A 17,834-nucleotide genomic window follows, 5' to 3' on the forward strand; every position below is an offset into this window, starting at 1 on the left:
GATGGTTCGAACAGGGGGAGAAGCGATCTCAACGTGCGAAGGCGTGGCTCGGCAACCAGGTGACGATACCCGGGAAGACGGCGAAGATCGCAAGGCAGGCGAGTGCGACGAAGAAGAACGGCACCACCGCCTTGAAGATCGAGAAGACCTGAACTTCCGGTGCGACGCGCGCCATGATGTAGACGTTGAGCCCGATCGGCGGGGTGATCGCGGCAAGCTCGCACATGATGATGATGTAGACGCCGAACCAGACCGGATCGATGCCCGTGGCGACGACAACCGGGAAGACGAAGGGGATCGTCAGGATCAGCATCGCCCAGATGTCGAGCATCATGCCGAGCACGATGTACATCAGAGTGAAGACGACAAGCAGCCCGTACGGGCCGAGACCCAGCGAGACGATCCAGTCGACGAGGCTCGTCGTGATGTCGGTCAGCACGAGGAAACGGCTGATGACGTGACCGCCGAGCAGGATGAGGAAAATCATCATCGAGGTGTGGGCCGCGCCGCGAAGCGCGATGCGGATCGTCGGGAAGGTCAAGCGGCCCATGACAAGCGCGATGAGACCAACCCCCATGACGCCGATGGCAGCCGCTTCCGTCGGATCGAATATGCCGCCATAGATGCCGCCGACGATCAGCAGGAAGATCAGGATGACGGGCAGGAGCTTGATCAAGCTCGAAAGTTTCTCGGCGAGCGTGAAACGCTCTCCGACCGGTCCGAGCGAAGGGCGGAACCAGCACATGACGACGATGAGCAGCGAAAAGGCTGCGCACAGGAAGAGGCCGGGTATGATACCCGCCATGAAAAGGGCGCCGATCGAGGTCTCGGTCCAGATGCCGTAGGCGATCATGAAGATGCTTGGCGGGATGAGGATGCCAAGCGTTCCCGCACAGGCGATCGAGGCTGCGGAAAGTCCGCCGTCGTAATCGAACTTGCGCATTTCGGGCATGCACATGGGGCCGAGCGTCGCGACGGCGGTGGCGCTGCCGCCGGAGACGGCGCCGAAGCCCGCAGCGGCGAGCACGGAGGCGACGGCGAGCCCGCCTGGAAGCCGGCCGATCCAGCGATAGACGCAGTCGTAGAGGTCTTCGGCCAGCCGTGTGCGATAGACGAGCTGTCCCATCAGCAGGTAGAGCGGGATCGCGATCAGCGAGAAGTTCGTTCCCTGATCCATCAGGTTGAGAAGAAGCTGTGCTTCCGCGTAGATCGCGCCGTTGATGGCGAGCAGACCGACCGTTCCAACGGTGAGGAGCGCGAAAGCGATCGGTATGCCGAGACCGATCAGCGCGAGCAGGGCGAAAAGCGCGATGACGGCGATCATGTGCGGATCGATGCTCATTCCGCCCACTCCACGGACTCCTGCTCTTCGACTGTGTCCCGGCGACCGGCGAGGATGAAGACGGCGGCCAGCAACGCGTAGAGGACGAGCAGGACCGAGACGAAGACGACGATGCCCTTTACCGCCCACAGCCTGATCCCGAGCTCCGGCGTAACCTGCGGAAGCGAATAGGCGAAGGGAATGTCGACGGACGCCTTGCGTGCGATCATGGCGAATACCGTCGCGAGCGCGAGCGCCGAGACGATTGCGACCGCCCTGCGAACCCCGCGCGAGAGGAACGACACCAAGAGGTCGACGCGAATGTGCGCCCCGCCGCGAACCGATTCCAGAAGGCCGAAGAGGAAGAAGAGGAGCAGCAGGTAGCTCGAAGCCTCGAGTGCCCAGGAAAGCGGGCTGTTGAAGGCGTAGCGCAGAACGACGTCGACGGTGACGAGTGCCACGAGGGCGGGCAGCAGGAAATAACAGCTGACCCCTTCCAGAATCCTGGCGACGACCCTTAACAGACCCGCAAGGGCATCCATGACCAAATCCTCGCAGAGTGGTTCGGGATCGTCGCCGGCGGAATTGGACCAGCCGGCGACGAATGCATGGGAAACGCTAGTTGATGGCGTTCTTCAGCGGCGACACCTTGGTCGCGGGATCGCTGATCGTATTGTCCATCCGCTCGGACCGGCTCATGGGACCGTATTTCTTGACCAGATCGCGTATGTCCTGGACGAGCTGCTTCGTCGGCAGGCCCTTGGCTTCACCGTCCTTGATGTATTCCTGAATGACGGGATCGAACTTCTTTTGCCAGCGTTTGAATTCGGCCGGGTCAATCTCGTTGTACTTCATGCCTTGGTCGATAAACTGCTTGCGCGCCTCGGCGGACGCCAGCGTGAAGGAAAGCTGGCTCTCGGCCTGACTCTTCTGACGCGACCAGCGATAAAACACTTCCTGCAGATCGGCCGGCAGCGAAGCGTATTTCGCCTGGCTCATGCAGAATTCGAGCGGCATGTGGTTGATCGGCGTATCGGTGTGGTCGCTCGCCGCCTCGTTGATGCGAAAGGCTTTCGCCGCCGCATCGGAGGTGAACACCGCGTCGAGCAGCCCGCGCTGGAGGGCGGAGAAGAAGTCCGCCGAAGAGATGTTGACCGGCGTTGCGCCGAGCGCGGCGAAGACATCCTGATTGACCCCCGATCCCGAACGAACCTTCAGGCCCTGAAGATCTTCGAGCTTGGTGATCGGCCGGTTGGAGAAGAGGTTGAAGCGGGCGCTACCGGTAATCCCCTCCAGGTAGACACCCTGACGCTCGAACTCCTTGCGGAAATACTTGTCGGCAAGATGCTCGGCAACGATCGACAACGTCCCCGCATCGGGAAAGAGGCCGGGCAGCGACAGTGCTTTCGTGAGCGGGAAACTGGTGATGTTCAGGAAGGTGAAGCATGCCGACATGTCGGTGATACCGGAGCGGTTCGCCTCGAAACCTTCGCTGACCGAATGCACCGTGCCGGACCAGCGCGCCTTCACGACGAGCTTGCCGTCCGACATCTTCTCAAGCACCTGGAAGGCCTGCTTCAGGAACTTCGCCTGCGCCGACTGCTCCGGCAAATGGCTCGAGAAGTTGATGGTAACCGGATCGCCGTCATAGATGATTTTCGGCGCACCATAATCGTCGAGCTTGAGGTCGCGCCAGTCGATCGCCTCCTTCACGCTCTGCTGTACGCTGGAGAGCGTGGCCTCGTCGGACTGCGCGAATGCCGGCGCATGGGCCAGCGTGGCCGCCACGATGGCCGCTGCCAAAGGTCGGTAAATCATCGGCTCCTCCCATTTCCTCTGCAGGCAGCCGGCCACCGTTCGCCGAAACGAAGCTTGCAGTCGGACCATGCCCGATACCCGCGCCGACTCGAGGTGACTTCCACAAAGCCGTGGGGAATGCCGATGAGGTTATGAACGCCTACCCCTATCGTCAATCGATTTTATTGCGACAAAACAGAAAATATCGACAAAGTTATCTCTGCCTGGGAGGGATCTGTGTTCCGACACGCGCGGTAATCGCACCAGGTAAGCCTCTCGAAGAGCTAGCCGGCCGAACTAGCGGATCTCCAGCGCCTTCCCGAACGAACATGAGTAAAACAGTCTTGACATATGTCATATGTCGTATCTATAGGTTCGCTGCGCTGGGTGAGGCCAGACAACGGTTCACGAATGGGAGGAGTAAGGCATGAGACGTCTGAAGACCGTCGCCCTTGCGGCGTCGTTTGCATTTGCCGCGATCGGAATGAGCACCGCCGCACACGCGGAATGGCCCGAGCGGGCGGTCACCGTCATCGTCCCGTGGTCGGCCGGCGGCGGTACCGATGCGACCGCGCGCGCCGTCGCCCAACAGTTGGAGAAACGCCTCGGACAGCCCTTCAACGTCGTCAACCGAACGGGCGGCGGCGGTCTTATCGGCCATCTTGCCATCACCAACGCCAAGCCCGACGGCTATACGCTCGGCGTCATCACGATCGAGTCGACGATGTACGCCGCGCAAGGCACCAGGGGTGCCGGACCGGACGATTTTACCATGATCGGCCGCTTCAATGCCGACCCGATCGGCTACAACGTCAAGGCCGACGCTTCTTACGACGACATGAAAGGGCTGATCGCCGCGGTGAAGAAGAACCCCGGCAAGATCAAGGCTTCCGGCGCCAACCGCGGCGGCCTTTCGCACCTTGCATGGGCGGGCCTCCTCAACAAGCTTGGCATCGATCCGAACGCTTCGCCTTGGGTCGCGTCCGACGGGTCGGCGCCCGCTCTTCAGGAACTTGCAGCCGGTGCGATCGACGTCGTATCGACCTCTCCGGCCGAAGCGCGAACGCTCGTCGAAGCGGGCAAGGCGAAGACGCTGGCGATCGCCGCGAATGAACAGAGCGATGCCTATCCGGATCTGCCCACGATGCCCGAGGCGCTCGGTATCAAATGGGCCCCCATGCCTTTCCGCGCGCTTGCCGGTCCTGCGGGCCTTCCCGATGACGTGGTGAAGAAATTGTCGAATGCGCTTGCCGCGACGGTCAAGGATCCCGATTTCGTCAAGTTCATGAAGTCACGCGGCTTCTCCGTCGCATACCAGAACGGTGAAGAGTTCAAGAAGACCGTCAAGCAGGACGAGGAAGACCTGAGCAAGACAATGGCCGTCCTCGGCCTGGCGAAGTAACGCGGTCGTGGGGAGGACCATCGGATGCGCTTCGACGATCGTATCCTGGGCGGCGCGCTCGCCATATTTTCCATCTGCGTCATCGTTGCGTCCCGCCGGATCGGTTCCGTGCCGGGCACGACGTTCGGGCCGGACGTCTTCCCCACGCTCATCGGCATCGCCATGCTGATCCTCTCGGTCCGGATCTTCGTCCGCGCCGCGAGGATCGGTGGCCGCGACGCATGGGTCGATCTTTCGGACTGGAAGGGTCAGACGAAGGGACTCGTCTGCGCTACCTGGATCCTTGCGGGTATCGTCATCGGCATCGCCTTCTTCGACGATATCGGCTTTCCGCTCTTCGGCCTCGCCTATGCCTTACCGTTGATGCTTCTGATGGGCGCGAGACCAATCTCAGCGTTCGTCGTAACCGCCAGTGCGGTCCTTCTTTCCTACTTCGTCTTCTCGCGCCTGCTCTTCGTGCCGCTACCTGTCGGCCCGCTTACCTTCCTGCGATAGCCGACCATGAGTATCGATACCTTCCTGGCAGCGCTCGCCATCGTCTTCCAGCCCTACGTGCTGCTCGTCATCGGCCTTTCGGCCATCTACGGGCTCTTCGTCGGCGCGGTTCCCGGCCTGACGGCGACCATGGCGACCGCGCTTCTCATCCCGCTTACCTTCTACATGGATCCGGTTCCCGCCATTGCCGCCATCGTCACCACGACGGCGATGGCGATCACGGCAGGCGACATTCCGGGCGCCCTCCTGCGCATACCCGGCACGCCGGCCTCCGCCGCCTATGTCGACGAGGCCTACGCGATGACGATGCGGGGCAAAGCGGATCTCGCGCTCGGCGTCTGCCTCACCTTCGCCGCGGTAGGTGGAATGGTGGGCGCAATCGTCCTCTTCCTGCTCGGGCCGCTGCTTGCCAGCATCTCGCTCCAGTTCTCGAGTTTCGAATTCTTCTGGCTGGCGGCACTCGGCCTGATGACCTCGGCGATGGTCAGTTCACAGGATCCCGCACGTGGCCTGTTCTCGCTGCTGATCGGCCTGCTCATCAGTACCGTCGGGCTGGACGTTACGAGCGGCCAGCCGCGCTTTACCTTCGGCGTCGTCGATCTCTATGGCGGCGTGAGCTTCATCCCGACGATGATCGGCATGTTCGCGTTCGCCGAGATCCTGCGGGGTCTTTCCAATGCCGGCGTCGCACCGCCCGCACCGACGACGGATGTCCGCCGCCCGTTTCGCGGCGTCTGGGCGGCGGCCCGGAAATACCCCTTCAGCATCGTGCGCGGCGTATCGCTCGGCACGGTCATCGGCGCGCTTCCCGGCGCCGGCGGCGATCTCGCCGCATGGATCGCCTACGGCATGGCCCGCCGGTTTTCGAAGACCCCGGAAAAGTTCGGTACCGGCCATGAAGAAGGCCTCATCGAAGCCGGTTCGGCGAACAACAGCGGGCTTTCGAGCGCCTGGATCCCCGCCCTTGTCTTCGGCATTCCAGGCGATGCGGTGACGTCGATCGCCATCGGCGTCCTTTTCATGAAGGGCCTCAATCCCGGCCCACGCCTTTTCGTCGACAACCCGACGATGCTGACGGCCGTGATCATCACCTTCTTCGTCGCGAACATCCTGCTCATCCCCGTCGGCTACGTCGCCATTCGGGGCGCCCGCTACGTCCTTTCGGTGCCGCGCTCCATCATCGTGCCGACGATCCTCGTCTTCTGCGTGGTGGGGTCGTTCGCGATCAACAATACCGTCTTCGACATCGGCGTGATGCTCGCCGCCGGTATCGTCGCCTACCTTCTCGAAAGCAATCGCTTCCCCATTGCGCCGATCATCCTCGGACTGGTTCTCGGCCACGTCCTCGAACGCAACTTCATCATGTCGATGCAGATCGCCGACGGTAACCTTCTCGGCTTCTTCTCGCGTCCGATCGCGGCATGCCTGGGAATGCTGGTGATCTGCGTTGCGCTGTCCCCACTCGCAAAATGGCTGATGCGCCGACGAAGCCGCGCGATTGCGCCCAATGGAACCACGGACGAAGCCGAGCGCGAAACGCGCTGATCACAGGAGTATCTCAATGAAAGACATGTTCAGCGTCAAAGACAAGCTTGTCGTCGTCACCGGCGGCCTCGGCCAGCTTGGAACCGAGTTTTCCCGTTCGCTCGCCGAGGCGGGAGCGAAGGTCGCCATCTACAGCCGTCGCCCCTTCGATGCGCAGGAGATGGAGGAAAAGTTCCCTGGTCTCGCCGAACGCATTCTCGTCTACGAGGCGAGCGTGGCCGACAAGGAGGCGCTGACGGAGGCGACCGAACGCCTCGTGAAGGAGCACGGCGTACCGCACGCGCTCGTCAACAATGCCGGCATCGATTCCAAGCCCGACGGAAGCGCCGAACAGAACGCACCCTTCGAAGTCTATCCGCAGAAATACTGGGACGAAATCATCGACGTGAACCTCACCGGCGTCATGCTGACGTCGCAGGCGATCGGCTCGAAGATGGCCGAAGCCGGACGGGGCTCGATCATCAATGTCGGTTCCATGTACGGTCTGGTCTCGCCGAATCAGGCGCTCTACGCCTATCGCGAAGCGCGCGACGGCGTGCCGTTCGTCAAGGCGATCTCGTACGCGGCGTCGAAGTCGGGTCTCATCAACCTGACGAAATATCTGGCGACCTACTGGGCCAAGCGGAACGTTCGCTGCAACCTCGTTTCGTTCGGCGGCGTTAAAACGGCGAGCTTCGACAAGGAGTTCATCGACGCCTTTCTCGAGCGGGTGCCCATGGGCCGCCAGGCCGAAATCGACGAATACAACGGCGTGATTCAGTTTCTGGCTTCGGAAGCTTCGTCCTACATGACTGGTGCGAACGTCGTCATGGATGGAGGCTTCACCGCGTGGTAGCCGGTCACGTTCCGACAGAAACGCGCAGCAGGAGCGGTGCCGGCCCCGGTGCCACCGACCCGATGGATCACACGTTCGAACGCAGCAAACTGCACGTCTCCGTGGTCGATCGCTTCGAGGCGGACATCCTCTCCGGCACGCTCGCGGTCGGCGACCGGCTTCCTGCCGAAGCGGAGATCGCCAAGGCGTTCAACGTCAGCACGCGCAGCGTGCGCGAAGCGATCCAGGTCCTCGAGACGAAGGGGCTCGTGCGACGCAAGCACGGCGAACGCGCGATGGTCGTGCGCGACGACGTCGGCGAATTCCTGGGCTCCCTCGCCGTCACGGTGAAGCAGCTCTTTTCGCAGAAATCGAACTATCTCGCGCAGCTCATGGACGTACGCCGCATGATCGAGCTGGAGGCGGTAGGCCGGATCGTCGACGAGGGGCACGACCTCAATTCCGAGGTCGAAAAGGCGATCGCCGACATGCGTCTGGCCGTCGAAAGGAACGATTTCGAACGGTTCGCCGATTGCGATGCCGCCTTCCACCTCGGCATCGTCCATTCCGTCGGCAACGAGATCCTCAGCGTCTTCTACGACAATCTCTTCGCCCTCATCAACGAGGTCATCCGTGTCACGAGCCGCGTGCCGAAAAAGGCGCTCGATGCGGCCTACGCCGAGCACGAGGAGATCTACGACCTTATCCGGAGCAATGACGCGAACGCCGCGAGGCAATCGCTCGCAAGCCAGATCGACAACAGTGCGCGCTACCTGAAGGTCGCGCTCGACGAAGCCGAAATCAAGAACGAACGGAACCCGTGATGGCCAATTTCGACTATTCCGATACCGACTGGGACTCCATCTCGCGACTGTCGAAATGGTATTCCGGTGACATTCACGACAGTATGGAACGCCACGGCGCCTTCGGCTATCTGGAAGGCATTTCGCTCTTCGGGCACCTCGAACCCGGCCAGGTGGTATGTGGCCCGGCGGTGACGGTGCTCTTCGCGCCTAGCAACCGGCGCGATCATCCGCAGGACACCTATCACTACGCCATCGACCATTGCCCGAAGGGTGGAGTGCTGGTCGTCGACGCTTCCTGCAGCCCGGGTTCATGCACCGGCGGCTTGATGTCGACAGGCGCCAAGACGCGCGGCGCGGCCGCGACGATCGTCAACGGCACGGTGCGTGACACGGCCGAAGTCAAGAAGCTCGGCTATCCGCTTTTCGGAACTTCGCTGAGCCCGCTTTCGGTTTCGGGACGCAAGGAGCCCGTGGCAGCCCAGGTGCCGATCCGCATCGCCGGCATCCAGATCATGCCGGGCGACGTGATCTTCGCCGACATCGACGGCGTCGTGGTTATCGCCAAGAACCTCGTCTCGACGATCGCCGACGAAGCGGAAAAAGGCGGCAGGGGCGAAGCCGAAGCGCAGAAACGCATCCTGGATGGCGAAGCCCTCCAAAGCGTGTGGCAGATTTAGAAAGATCGACAGTTTCGACGCCAACGGCCCGACAACCGGCGTCGAGATCCTGCGGGATGGCTTGTCTCGTATCGATCCAGCGATGTCTTAAAGCGCCAGTTCGGTGAATGCGTCGCCGCCTTCAACGACAACGACGCGAAAGTGGATGTTACTCCCTACGGCCAAGGCGCCGAGCACTTTAATCCGTTTGCGGTCGCTGAATGCACAGGCTTGTGTGTCGGCATATCGTTCAAGTGGGATTTGCGGAGCGATGTGTTGATCTCAGGCTTTGATGGTGCATCATCCAAACGCGAGTGGAAGGAGGCGTTATAAGCCAGGTTCTACACACGAGCGCCCGGACGACGGAGGTCATCCGTCGAGCGATACAGCATAGAGAAGAGCGCTTGAGAGAATTGGCCAGAACTTATGAGTCCACTACCTAATCCGCTCGGCGCTGCACCGTTGCTAGCAGCGCCACGGCATCAGCCGGCTACCCGACCTCGACGGCGACAAGCATCGAACCGAAGTTCACACCATACCCGATCGTTACTTCCACATCGACATTGCTGAAGTCCGAACTGCGAAGGCAAGCTCCGTCCTTATGTGGCAATCGACCGCACAAGCACGTTCGCCTTCGTGCACTTGGTGAAAAGCGCCAACCGGGTAACGGCTTCGGCCTTCCTGAAAGCGCTGGTCGCCGCCGTGCCATACAGGATCCATACCGTCCTGACGGAGAATGGCATCCAGTTCACCTTTCCGCCGCGCTACGCCCTGCTCCGCCCGCTCGAAATTCATAAGAACTGCGAGCTTTTATATATGGTCATCGCGGGACTGCCGAAAGATCTGACCGACTTGGTCGTGCGTAAGAGTAGGAACAGAGCTCATCGCAATCTCGGCAGTTTTGGCGTTCAAACCGACTGTGAGGAAGCGCGCCTCTTCGGGACGGCGGGTGTCGAGACTGATCTTAACATGGGGTCGCCTGATGCGGGTCGACCACGCCGGGCGGCAGACGCTTGCGCCAGTAGTAGATGGCGCCGCATTGGGTGATGTTCCATGCAAGTCCCACCGTCCGGCACCCCGCGTGTTCCGCGAGGGTGTCCCAGCCGTGTGTACCAGCGGGAGCAGAATTCGCCCCAGCTGGCATCGGCATCTCATGAACTTCAGGAGGTTAATCCAGCGTGGCTGGGGCGCCTGGATTCGAACCAGGGATCACGGTACCAAAAACCGATGCCTTACCGCTTGGCTACGCCCCACCATCCGAACCGGATTCAATCCGTCGGACCGCGTTCCGGCGAAAGTCGCTTAGCAAACCTTCGCGTGGCGGACAAGTTGGACCCCGTCGCCGTCATATAACGGATTCGTGCTCCTCGACGACCGATGCGAGGTAGCGCCCGTAATTGCTCTTGCCGAGGTCGGCGGCCAGTCCGCGCAGCGTGTCGACGTCGATGAAGCGCTGCGAAAAGGCGATCTCTTCCGGACAGGAGATCTTGAAACCCTGCCGGTGTTCCAGCATGCGGACGAACTCTCCCGCTTCGAGGAGGGAATCCGGCGTGCCCGTGTCGAGCCATGCGAAGCCCCGGCCCATGCGCTCGACGGAAAGCGCTCCCTCTTCGAGATAGATTCGGTTGAGATCGGTGATCTCGAGTTCGCCGCGCGCGGATGGCCGCAGGCTCCGCGCGAAACCGCTCGCGCGCCCGTCGTAGAAATAAAGCCCCGTCACCGCCCACTGGGATCGCGGCCGTTCCGGCTTCTCCTCGATCGAGGTCGCGCGTCCTTCCCTGTCGAAGGAGACGATGCCGTACCGCTGCGGATCGGAGACATGATAGGCGAAGACGCTCGCACCCTCGATTCGGGTCGCCGCACGCGAAAGCATCGGCGTCAGACCGTTTCCGTAGAAGAGGTTGTCGCCGAGGACGAGCGCGCACGGGTCGCCGGCCACGAATTCCTCGCCGATGATGAACGCTTCCGCCAGCCCGTTCGGTTCGCGCTGCTCGCCGTAGCTCAGGCGGATGTTCCAGCGCTCGCCGTCGCCGAGCAGCTTTTTGAACAGCGGCAGGTCGTGCGGCGTGGAAATGACGAGGATATCCCGGATCCCGGCCAACATCAGCGTCGACAGCGGATAGTAGATCATTGGCTTGTCGTAGACCGGCAGAAGCTGCTTGGAAATCGGCAGCGTCATCGGATGAAGCCGTGTTCCGCTGCCGCCTGCCAGAATGATGCCCTTCATGGGAACCTCGTCTCCACTGCCTCGCTTGCCGGCACAACCCTTATGGGAAATCGGCGAGACTTGCCAGTCTCCGCCGTCGGCGATAACAGCGGGCCTCGCGATCGGCCATTGCCGGTTTCGCAGCGATCACGAACGCAAGCTCGAGGAGAACACGGTGCTCGAAATCCGCCCGACGGCCATTCCGGAGGTTCTGGAGCTCGAACCGCGGCGCTTTTCCGACCCGCGCGGGTTCTTCGGCGAAACGTTCAATCGGGACCGCTTTCGCGAAGCCGGCATCACGATCGACTGGATGCAGGACAACCAGTCGCTCTCGCGCGAGCCCTTCACGCTGCGCGGCCTGCATTTCCAGGCGCCCCCCTTCGCGCAGGACAAGCTGGTGCGCGTCCTGAAGGGCCGCGTCTTCGATGTCGCCGTCGACATCCGCGAAGGTTCGGCGAGTTTCGGCCAGTGGGTCGGCCGCGAGCTTTCGGCGGAGGCCTTCAACCAGCTCCTCGTGCCGAAAGGCTTCGCCCACGGCTTTCTGACGCTCGAAGCGGACACGGAAGTCCTCTACAAGGTTTCCGCTCCCTATTCGCGCGAGCACGACCGCTCGATCCGCTGGGACGACCCGGCATTCGCCATCGACTGGCCGAATGGTGGCAACGCGCCGGTCCTTTCCGACAAGGATAGCGAAGCGCCGACGCTTGCCGAAGCCGGGTCTCCGTTCAGCATCGGGGATTTGCAGACATGAAGTTCCTCGTCACCGGCGGCGCCGGCTTCATCGGATCGGCAGTGTGCCGGCATCTGATCGAGAACACGGAACACCACGTCGTCAACGCCGATGCACTGACCTACGCGGCCAATCCCGCATCGCTCGAAGCGATCGCTGGAAACGCACGCTATCGCTTCGAGCATGCCGACATCCGCGACCGCCCGCGCATGCTTGAAATCATGCACACGCATGCCGTCGACATCGTCATGCATCTTGCGGCCGAAAGCCACGTCGATCGCTCGATCGACGGTCCGGGCACGTTCGTCTCGACCAATGTCGTCGGCACCTTCGAGCTTCTCGAAGCCGCCCGCGCCTATTATGCCGATCTGCCGGACGAACGGCGCGCGGCATTTCGCTTCCACCACGTTTCGACCGACGAGGTGTTCGGCGCGCTCGACCTCGGCGGCGGGCTCTTCAGCGAAGAAACGCCCTATTCCCCGTCCTCGCCCTATTCGGCATCTAAGGCGGCCTCCGACCACTTCGCCATCGCCTGGCACCGGACCTACGGTCTGCCGGTGGTTCTGTCGAACTGCTCGAACAATTACGGCCCCTGCCACTTTCCCGAAAAGCTCATTCCGCTGACGATCCTCAATGCGCTCCACGGCGAGCCGTTGCCGGTCTACGGACGCGGCGAGAACGTGCGGGACTGGCTCTACGTCGAGGATCACGCCCGGGCGCTCGAGGTGATCGCGACGAAGGGGGAACCGGGCCGCTCGTACAATGTCGGCGGTCGGGAAGAGCGCTCGAACCTCGACGTCGTCCATGCCATCTGCGACACGCTCGACCGGCTGAAGCCACCCGAAAGCGGGGAAGCTCGACGCACGCTCGTGCGCTTCGTCGAAGATCGTCCCGGCCACGATCTGCGCTACGCGATCGACGCATCACGCATCGAGGCCGAGCTCGGCTGGCAGCCGCAGGAGACCTTCGAAAGCGGGCTCGAGCGCACGGTTCGCTGGTATCTCGACAACGAAGCCTGGTGGCGCCCGATCCGCGAAGGGCGCTATTCCGGCGAGCGGCTCGGCCGGACGACCACCGGCTAATATCGGACAGCAGCGGCTTCGCACGGCGCCGCCGCGATCCCCGACCCGTGGCGGTACGATAGGCTTCCCTCGTTTCGAACGCGACGGAGCCTTTCGCCATGGAGACCACGCCGAGCCTCGCCCTTCCCTATCTGATGCCGTCCCAGGCACAGAAGCACGTGACCCACAACGAGGCGCTACGCATGCTCGACGCGCTTGTCCAGCTTCGCGTCGTCGAAGCCAGTCGAACCGCCCCTCCCGAGGCGGGCAGCGTCGACGACGGCGCGAGATACATCGTCGGCGAAGACGCGACGGGCGCCTGGGCGGGCCACGAGAAGGCGGTCGCCGCCTGGCAGGACGGCGCCTGGTCCTTCTACACCGCGCGAAAGGGCTGGCTCGCCTGGGTCGAGGCGCAATCCACCTTCGTCGTCTATGACGGCGAGGCCTGGATCGAAGCGGGCATCGGCGGCAGCGACACGCTGCCGATGCTCGGCATCAACACGGCGGCCGACGAGACCAACCGCCTCGCCGTGCGCAGCGCTGCCAGCCTCCTGACGCATGAGGAGGGCGGGCATGCAAGCGGCGACCATCGCCTGAGCGTCAACAAGAAGGCATCCGAGGACACGGCCTCCCTCGTCTTCCAGACCGGCTATTCGGGTCGCGCGGAGTTCGGCATTGCCGGCAGCGACGACTGGCAGGTCAAGGTCAGCCCGGACGGAGCGGCATGGAAGAGCGCACTCGTCGCCGAAGCCGCCACGGGTCGGGTCGGCTTTCCGAACGGGCTCAAGCACGTACCGAGCGGAGCACCGCTCAGCGGCCTGATTTTCACGCCGGGCGGCGACGGCGAAGTCTCCATCTACCGCAACGATGCCGTTCGCAACGAGAATTCGAGGACCGTCACGATCGTCGCGATCGCCGACGCGACGATCACGCTCGACGCTGGCAAGGCGGCACTGTTCTTCGACGATGACCGGATGAACGGCGTTTCCCGCGTGCGCGTGTGGAACATGAGCCGCACCCCGTACGCATCGGCCTGGATCGAAGCCGCACCGACGGACAAAACCTTGCGCGCGACTTCCGCCGCGGATCTTTCCGGCTGGTCGGCCGGAGATACGCTGCAGATCGGGGACCCGAAGGACATCGCCCCGCGGCGCGGGATCTCGGTCGACATCGCACCGATGATGCAACGCACCTTCGGTGCGACCTTCCGCCAGAGCGGCCTGCTGCTCAAGACCGGCATTGCCGGTGTCGACACCCGCGCCGGCATCGCCGTCTCGCCCACCGCCGAAAGCGGCTCGTTCCTGGAAACCTGGAGCTTCGATTCCGGCGCCCTCAATACCGGCACCGTCCTCGTTCCCTGCACAAGCCCCTCCCCCATCTCGAACACGAACCTCATCTTCGTGCGCGAGGACGAAAGCGGACCTCTTACGCTGAGCGTTACCTTGATCAGCGTAGTGGCAGTGATCCCTTGAGGCGAAAGATATCCGCCCGAATTGCGATCTGCCGACGCGCAACGTCGTGAAAAATCCACCATGACAAAAATTAGGCAAATGTGTCGGGTTTACGGTAGGCGTTGTCGGACGATATGCTACCTCATCTTGATCCATGAATCCGTATAGGCGCTTGTGTGAAGAACCATACACGAACGATTTCGACGAACGACGTCGAGAGTAAGCGGAATCAGGTAATTGTGCTCGGTATGCACCGATCCGGAACGTCGGCAATAACTGACTTCCTACGCTCGTGTGGCTTGTTCGTCGGTACTCAAGATGAACTGACGAAGCCGGGAACGGAGAACCCGAAAGGCTTTTTCGAACGCTACGACGCGCGCAGGATTTGCGATACGCTGTTGCATTCGGCCGATGCGGACTGGTGGAAAGCCGCCGATTTTTCGACGGATCGCATTCCCGCATCGACGCTAACCGATACCGGAACGGCAATCGATGCTCTCGTGTCCAAGCTCGATGCGCATGGTAGCTGGGTTCTTAAAGAACCCCGGCTTTGTCTTTTGCTACCGGTGTTCGAACGCTACCTTCGCGATCCGGTGGCTGTAGTCGTCTATCGCAACCCCCTCGAAGTCGCCTATTCGCTACGTCACCGCAATGGCATTCCGGTCGAAGCAGGGCTGGCACTATGGGAACTTTATGTAACGTCCCTGCTTCGACATTCTCAAAACATACCCAAGGTTTTCGTATCATACGAAAATATGGTGAGAGAGCCTACTTCAACCGGCAACGGTCTCTGTAGCGCTCTGGAACGTATTGGCATCCATAGATTGAAATTGCCACCTAATAACATTGTTGAAGCGCAATATCGTCATCAGTTCAGCAACATCGACACGTTCGAGCTCATGGTAAGCGCAAGTCAGAATCGGCTCTGGTGTTACCTAAATGGAGAAACTGACGAACCAGCCTTCGACGGACCGTCCGAACATTGTTACGCGGTCCTCCAGCATTTCGAGGCTGACTACGCCAGACTGCAGCATTCGAAGAAAACTACTCCGCAGATAAAATACCTTCGTGAAGCGCAGCTCGAAAACAACTTACGACTGCGTCAACAGGACAATCGTATTCAACAGCTCAATCAGCACTTACGTCAATCCGAACAGAAACTTACGTCGCAAACCCTAATCGCTGCCAGCGAACAATACGCGCGGCAACAAGCTGAGCTAAATGCAAAAGATGCATATACGGCTGCAGAGAACTACGAAACGCAGATCAGAGAACTCAAGCGCTCGTTACAGATTCTTAAACAAGACCAGGAATCAAATGCACAGAAGACGAGAGTGTTGAATAAGAAGAGCATCCAACCTGCGACCGTTCAACCGCAATATCGCTCTGATAGGCGGTCCAAGACGATCGACTTATTGGATCGGTTACGCAGCATCTTTCCATCTTCGGTATTTTATGAAGCACTGCAAACTGCGATAACTGGAACGGACAATCATGAAACTCTCGAACTTGTTCGTGGTGCACTGACTGAAATCGACATCAAAATGATCGGACGTTTTAGTGTTCACGATGGTCCCCTAGTTTCAATTATTATGCCGACCCATAATCGGGCGGGCCTTTTGGCCGAAGCTGTCGCATCGGTCAGTGATCAAACCTATGGAAATTTTGAGCTCATCATATGCGATGATGCGAGCGATGACGGCACGAACGATTATCTAACCAAACTGACCGATGCGCGTATTAACGTTATTCGACACAGCGAGAGAAAGGGCGCAGCGGCAGCTCGCAACTACGCTCTCTCATTAGCAAAAGGCAATATTCTTGCCTACTTAGACTCTGACAACCTCTGGCATCCGAGGTTTCTGGAACTTTCAGTCGGTCGCCTACTCGACATGCCTGGCCGACAATCAGTGTACGCAGCATATTATGACACTATCGAAAAAAATAGAAAAACGAGCATTAAGAGGATTAACGTCAGAAGTTTTAATCTCGAAAGTCAAATCTCGAGCCCATTTATTGACCTCAATTCATTTGTTCATCGACGTGACCTATACGACATGCTCGGCGGCTTTGATGAGGCGCTAGCGCGCAGGCAAGATTTCGATTTAGTATCACGTTATTGTTGGACACAGGAGCCCATTCAGATTTCCCATCCGCTGAACTTATATCGACGCCTTGAGAATATTCAGCAGATCACCAATGTTGAAAAACAGAATACAGTACCATCTACGATAATAAGCGAGAAAATTAATAGACGCTATGAAACCGGGTTAGCGGTCAACCTCCCTTCATGGGTACAAAAGGTATCCGTTTTATCTTGGGATATGAACCGCAACCATTTTGCCAAAGCATATAGCGTGGCTGAGGCATTAAGTCGGTCGGTAGAAGTTGAATTATTGTCTTTCAGTTTCTTTCCGGAAGAAAACTACAAGCCACTGGAAGGCAAAACGCCTCCTTTTGAATGCAAATTCTTCCCGGGCTCGGAATTCCCAGAATTCTTTTCCACGATGGCGAAGGCCATGCACTCGATTGAAGGCGATCTTATCTACGCAGTGAAGCCTCGATTACCCTCTTTTGGGTTGGCCATGATGGCGAATTACCATCATGGCATACCGTTTATGCTGGAATGCAACGATCTTGAGACCGTTGTATCGTCTCCCAAATCACGAGACCGTCACACTTCACTGTCGTTAGACGAGCTTTTGGGAAATCATCAAGAGTCCAAAAACCCCTACTCCCTCGTTTGGTCCCAAGCTTTAGATGAGCTAGTGGCCGACGTCCCGGTAACGTTGACGCATAACGACAATTTGAACCGACATTATGGTAATCGCTCACTTTTCCTTCGGAATGTCAAAAACGAAAAAGTCTACGACCCCTCTCTCTACGATCGAGATGACGTTCGAAAGAAGTATGGCCTTACTTCATCAGATAGGGTTATACTTTTTGGCGGATTAGTGCGTAAACATAAAGGAATTTTTGAGCTACTTAAACTTTTGGAGACCTTAGATGACCCTCGATACAAGTTGCTAGTAGTTGGCAACCGTCAAACACCCGACTTGCTTAAACTGATCGATTCAGCGGCTCAGAATGTCATTCTTCTTCCGCCTCAAACGCCTGAAGAAATGGCAGCTCTAAATCTCGCGGCGGATTTGGTGATCCTTTGGCTTGATCCCCAAGTTGCGGCCAGCCATTTTCAAAGTCCGTATAAAATGTCAGATGCCCTCGCAATGGGCCCGGCCATCATTGCATCACCAACCGGCGACCAAGCCAAATTCGCCGAGCATGGTATCATGTCAATGGTGCCCTACGGCAATTTTGAGCTACTTGTTCGCAAAATTGAGGAAATTTTCTCGTTGAGTAGAGATGAAACGGACCGTCGGCGGCGGCTTAATCGCCAATTCTTCCTTCGTGAATTTTCTTATAACGCTGTCGCTCCGGCCGTCGCGCTGGGGTCAACTGGAATGGCGTATAAAGACCAAACCTACCCGATCAGCGAGCGATTTGCTGCGTTTTTCGGTGATTTCGCGAAATCCCACAGGTCTATCTAACG

At 59.7% G+C, this 17,834-nt stretch carries 14 protein-coding genes, 1 tRNA gene and 1 pseudogene; 11 read left to right on the forward strand and 5 right to left on the reverse strand.

The window, feature by feature from the left end; translation table 11 throughout:
• Window positions 1–28 precede the first annotated feature (28 nt).
• The 3 genes from FJU11_RS04145 to FJU11_RS04155 all read right to left on the reverse strand — a co-directional run bounded on the left by FJU11_RS04145 (window position 29) and on the right by FJU11_RS04155 (window position 3,139).
• Window positions 29–1,342, reverse strand: coding sequence for a TRAP transporter large permease (locus FJU11_RS04145; protein ID WP_141165766.1), 1,314 nt, complete (start codon window positions 1,340–1,342; stop codon window positions 29–31).
• The gene (locus tag FJU11_RS04150) at window positions 1,339–1,863 is read right to left on the reverse strand and encodes a TRAP transporter small permease (RefSeq protein ID WP_141165767.1); all 525 of its coding nucleotides are present in this window, start codon (window positions 1,861–1,863) and stop codon (window positions 1,339–1,341) included. The genes FJU11_RS04145 and FJU11_RS04150 overlap by 4 nt, the downstream gene beginning before the upstream one ends.
• 76 nt (window positions 1,864–1,939) lie before the next feature.
• A complete protein-coding gene (locus FJU11_RS04155; protein WP_181408036.1) occupies window positions 1,940–3,139 on the reverse strand; it encodes a TRAP transporter substrate-binding protein in 1,200 nt (399 codons plus the stop codon).
• Between the two features lie 406 nt (window positions 3,140–3,545).
• On the opposite strand from FJU11_RS04155, the gene FJU11_RS04160 reads away from it, so the two are divergent.
• The 7 genes and pseudogenes from FJU11_RS04160 to FJU11_RS18550 all read left to right on the forward strand — a co-directional run.
• Window positions 3,546–4,520 carry a tripartite tricarboxylate transporter substrate binding protein gene (locus FJU11_RS04160; protein ID WP_141165769.1) on the forward strand — a complete coding sequence of 325 codons (975 nt, stop codon included), beginning with the start codon at window positions 3,546–3,548 and terminating at the stop codon, window positions 4,518–4,520.
• A 24-nt stretch (window positions 4,521–4,544) separates the two neighbouring features.
• Window positions 4,545–5,015, forward strand: coding sequence for a tripartite tricarboxylate transporter TctB family protein (locus FJU11_RS04165; protein WP_141165770.1), 471 nt, complete (start codon window positions 4,545–4,547; stop codon window positions 5,013–5,015).
• 6 nt (window positions 5,016–5,021) lie between these two features.
• Window positions 5,022–6,560: a tripartite tricarboxylate transporter permease gene (locus FJU11_RS04170; protein ID WP_141165771.1), complete on the forward strand. Its 1,539-nt coding sequence runs from the start codon at window positions 5,022–5,024 to the stop codon at window positions 6,558–6,560.
• Between the two features lie 16 nt (window positions 6,561–6,576).
• A complete protein-coding gene (locus FJU11_RS04175) occupies window positions 6,577–7,395 on the forward strand; it encodes an SDR family oxidoreductase (protein ID WP_141165772.1) in 819 nt (272 codons plus the stop codon).
• A 62-nt stretch (window positions 7,396–7,457) separates the two neighbouring features.
• On the forward strand, window positions 7,458–8,198 hold the full coding sequence (locus tag FJU11_RS04180) for a FadR/GntR family transcriptional regulator (protein WP_141165773.1): 741 nt from the start codon (window positions 7,458–7,460) through the stop codon (window positions 8,196–8,198).
• Window positions 8,198–8,857 carry an RraA family protein gene (locus FJU11_RS04185; protein WP_141165774.1) on the forward strand — a complete coding sequence of 220 codons (660 nt, stop codon included), beginning with the start codon at window positions 8,198–8,200 and terminating at the stop codon, window positions 8,855–8,857. Before FJU11_RS04180 ends, FJU11_RS04185 begins: the two co-directional genes overlap by 1 nt.
• 308 nt (window positions 8,858–9,165) lie before the next feature.
• Window positions 9,166–9,589 (forward strand): annotated as a pseudogene (locus FJU11_RS18550) (IS481 family transposase); the annotation flags it as partial.
• Between the two features lie 426 nt (window positions 9,590–10,015).
• Here FJU11_RS18550 and FJU11_RS04195 read toward each other — a convergent pair.
• Window positions 10,016–10,089 (reverse strand) — tRNA-Gln (locus FJU11_RS04195).
• Between the two features lie 92 nt (window positions 10,090–10,181).
• On the reverse strand, window positions 10,182–11,063 hold the full coding sequence (gene rfbA / locus FJU11_RS04200) for a glucose-1-phosphate thymidylyltransferase RfbA (protein WP_141165775.1): 882 nt from the start codon (window positions 11,061–11,063) through the stop codon (window positions 10,182–10,184).
• A gap of 154 nt (window positions 11,064–11,217) precedes the next feature.
• On the opposite strand from rfbA, the gene rfbC reads away from it, so the two are divergent.
• The 4 genes from rfbC (at window position 11,218) to FJU11_RS04220 (ending at window position 17,832) form a co-directional block, all read left to right on the forward strand.
• Window positions 11,218–11,793, forward strand: a complete 576-nt coding sequence (rfbC, locus tag FJU11_RS04205; RefSeq protein WP_141165776.1) for a dTDP-4-dehydrorhamnose 3,5-epimerase — start codon at window positions 11,218–11,220, stop codon at window positions 11,791–11,793.
• On the forward strand, window positions 11,790–12,854 hold the full coding sequence (gene rfbB, locus FJU11_RS04210) for a dTDP-glucose 4,6-dehydratase (protein ID WP_141165777.1): 1,065 nt from the start codon (window positions 11,790–11,792) through the stop codon (window positions 12,852–12,854). Before rfbC ends, rfbB begins: the two co-directional genes overlap by 4 nt.
• A gap of 98 nt (window positions 12,855–12,952) precedes the next feature.
• Window positions 12,953–14,305 (forward strand): DUF2793 domain-containing protein, encoded by a 1,353-nt coding sequence (locus tag FJU11_RS04215; protein ID WP_141165778.1) that lies wholly within the window; start codon window positions 12,953–12,955, stop codon window positions 14,303–14,305.
• A gap of 218 nt (window positions 14,306–14,523) precedes the next feature.
• The gene (locus FJU11_RS04220; RefSeq protein ID WP_141165779.1) at window positions 14,524–17,832 is read left to right on the forward strand and encodes a glycosyltransferase; all 3,309 of its coding nucleotides are present in this window, start codon (window positions 14,524–14,526) and stop codon (window positions 17,830–17,832) included.
• The last annotated feature ends 2 nt before the right edge of the window (window positions 17,833–17,834 follow it).

It is taken from the genome of Pararhizobium mangrovi (genome assembly GCF_006516965.1).
Classification (GTDB): Bacteria; Pseudomonadota; Alphaproteobacteria; order Rhizobiales; family Rhizobiaceae; genus Pararhizobium_B; species Pararhizobium_B mangrovi.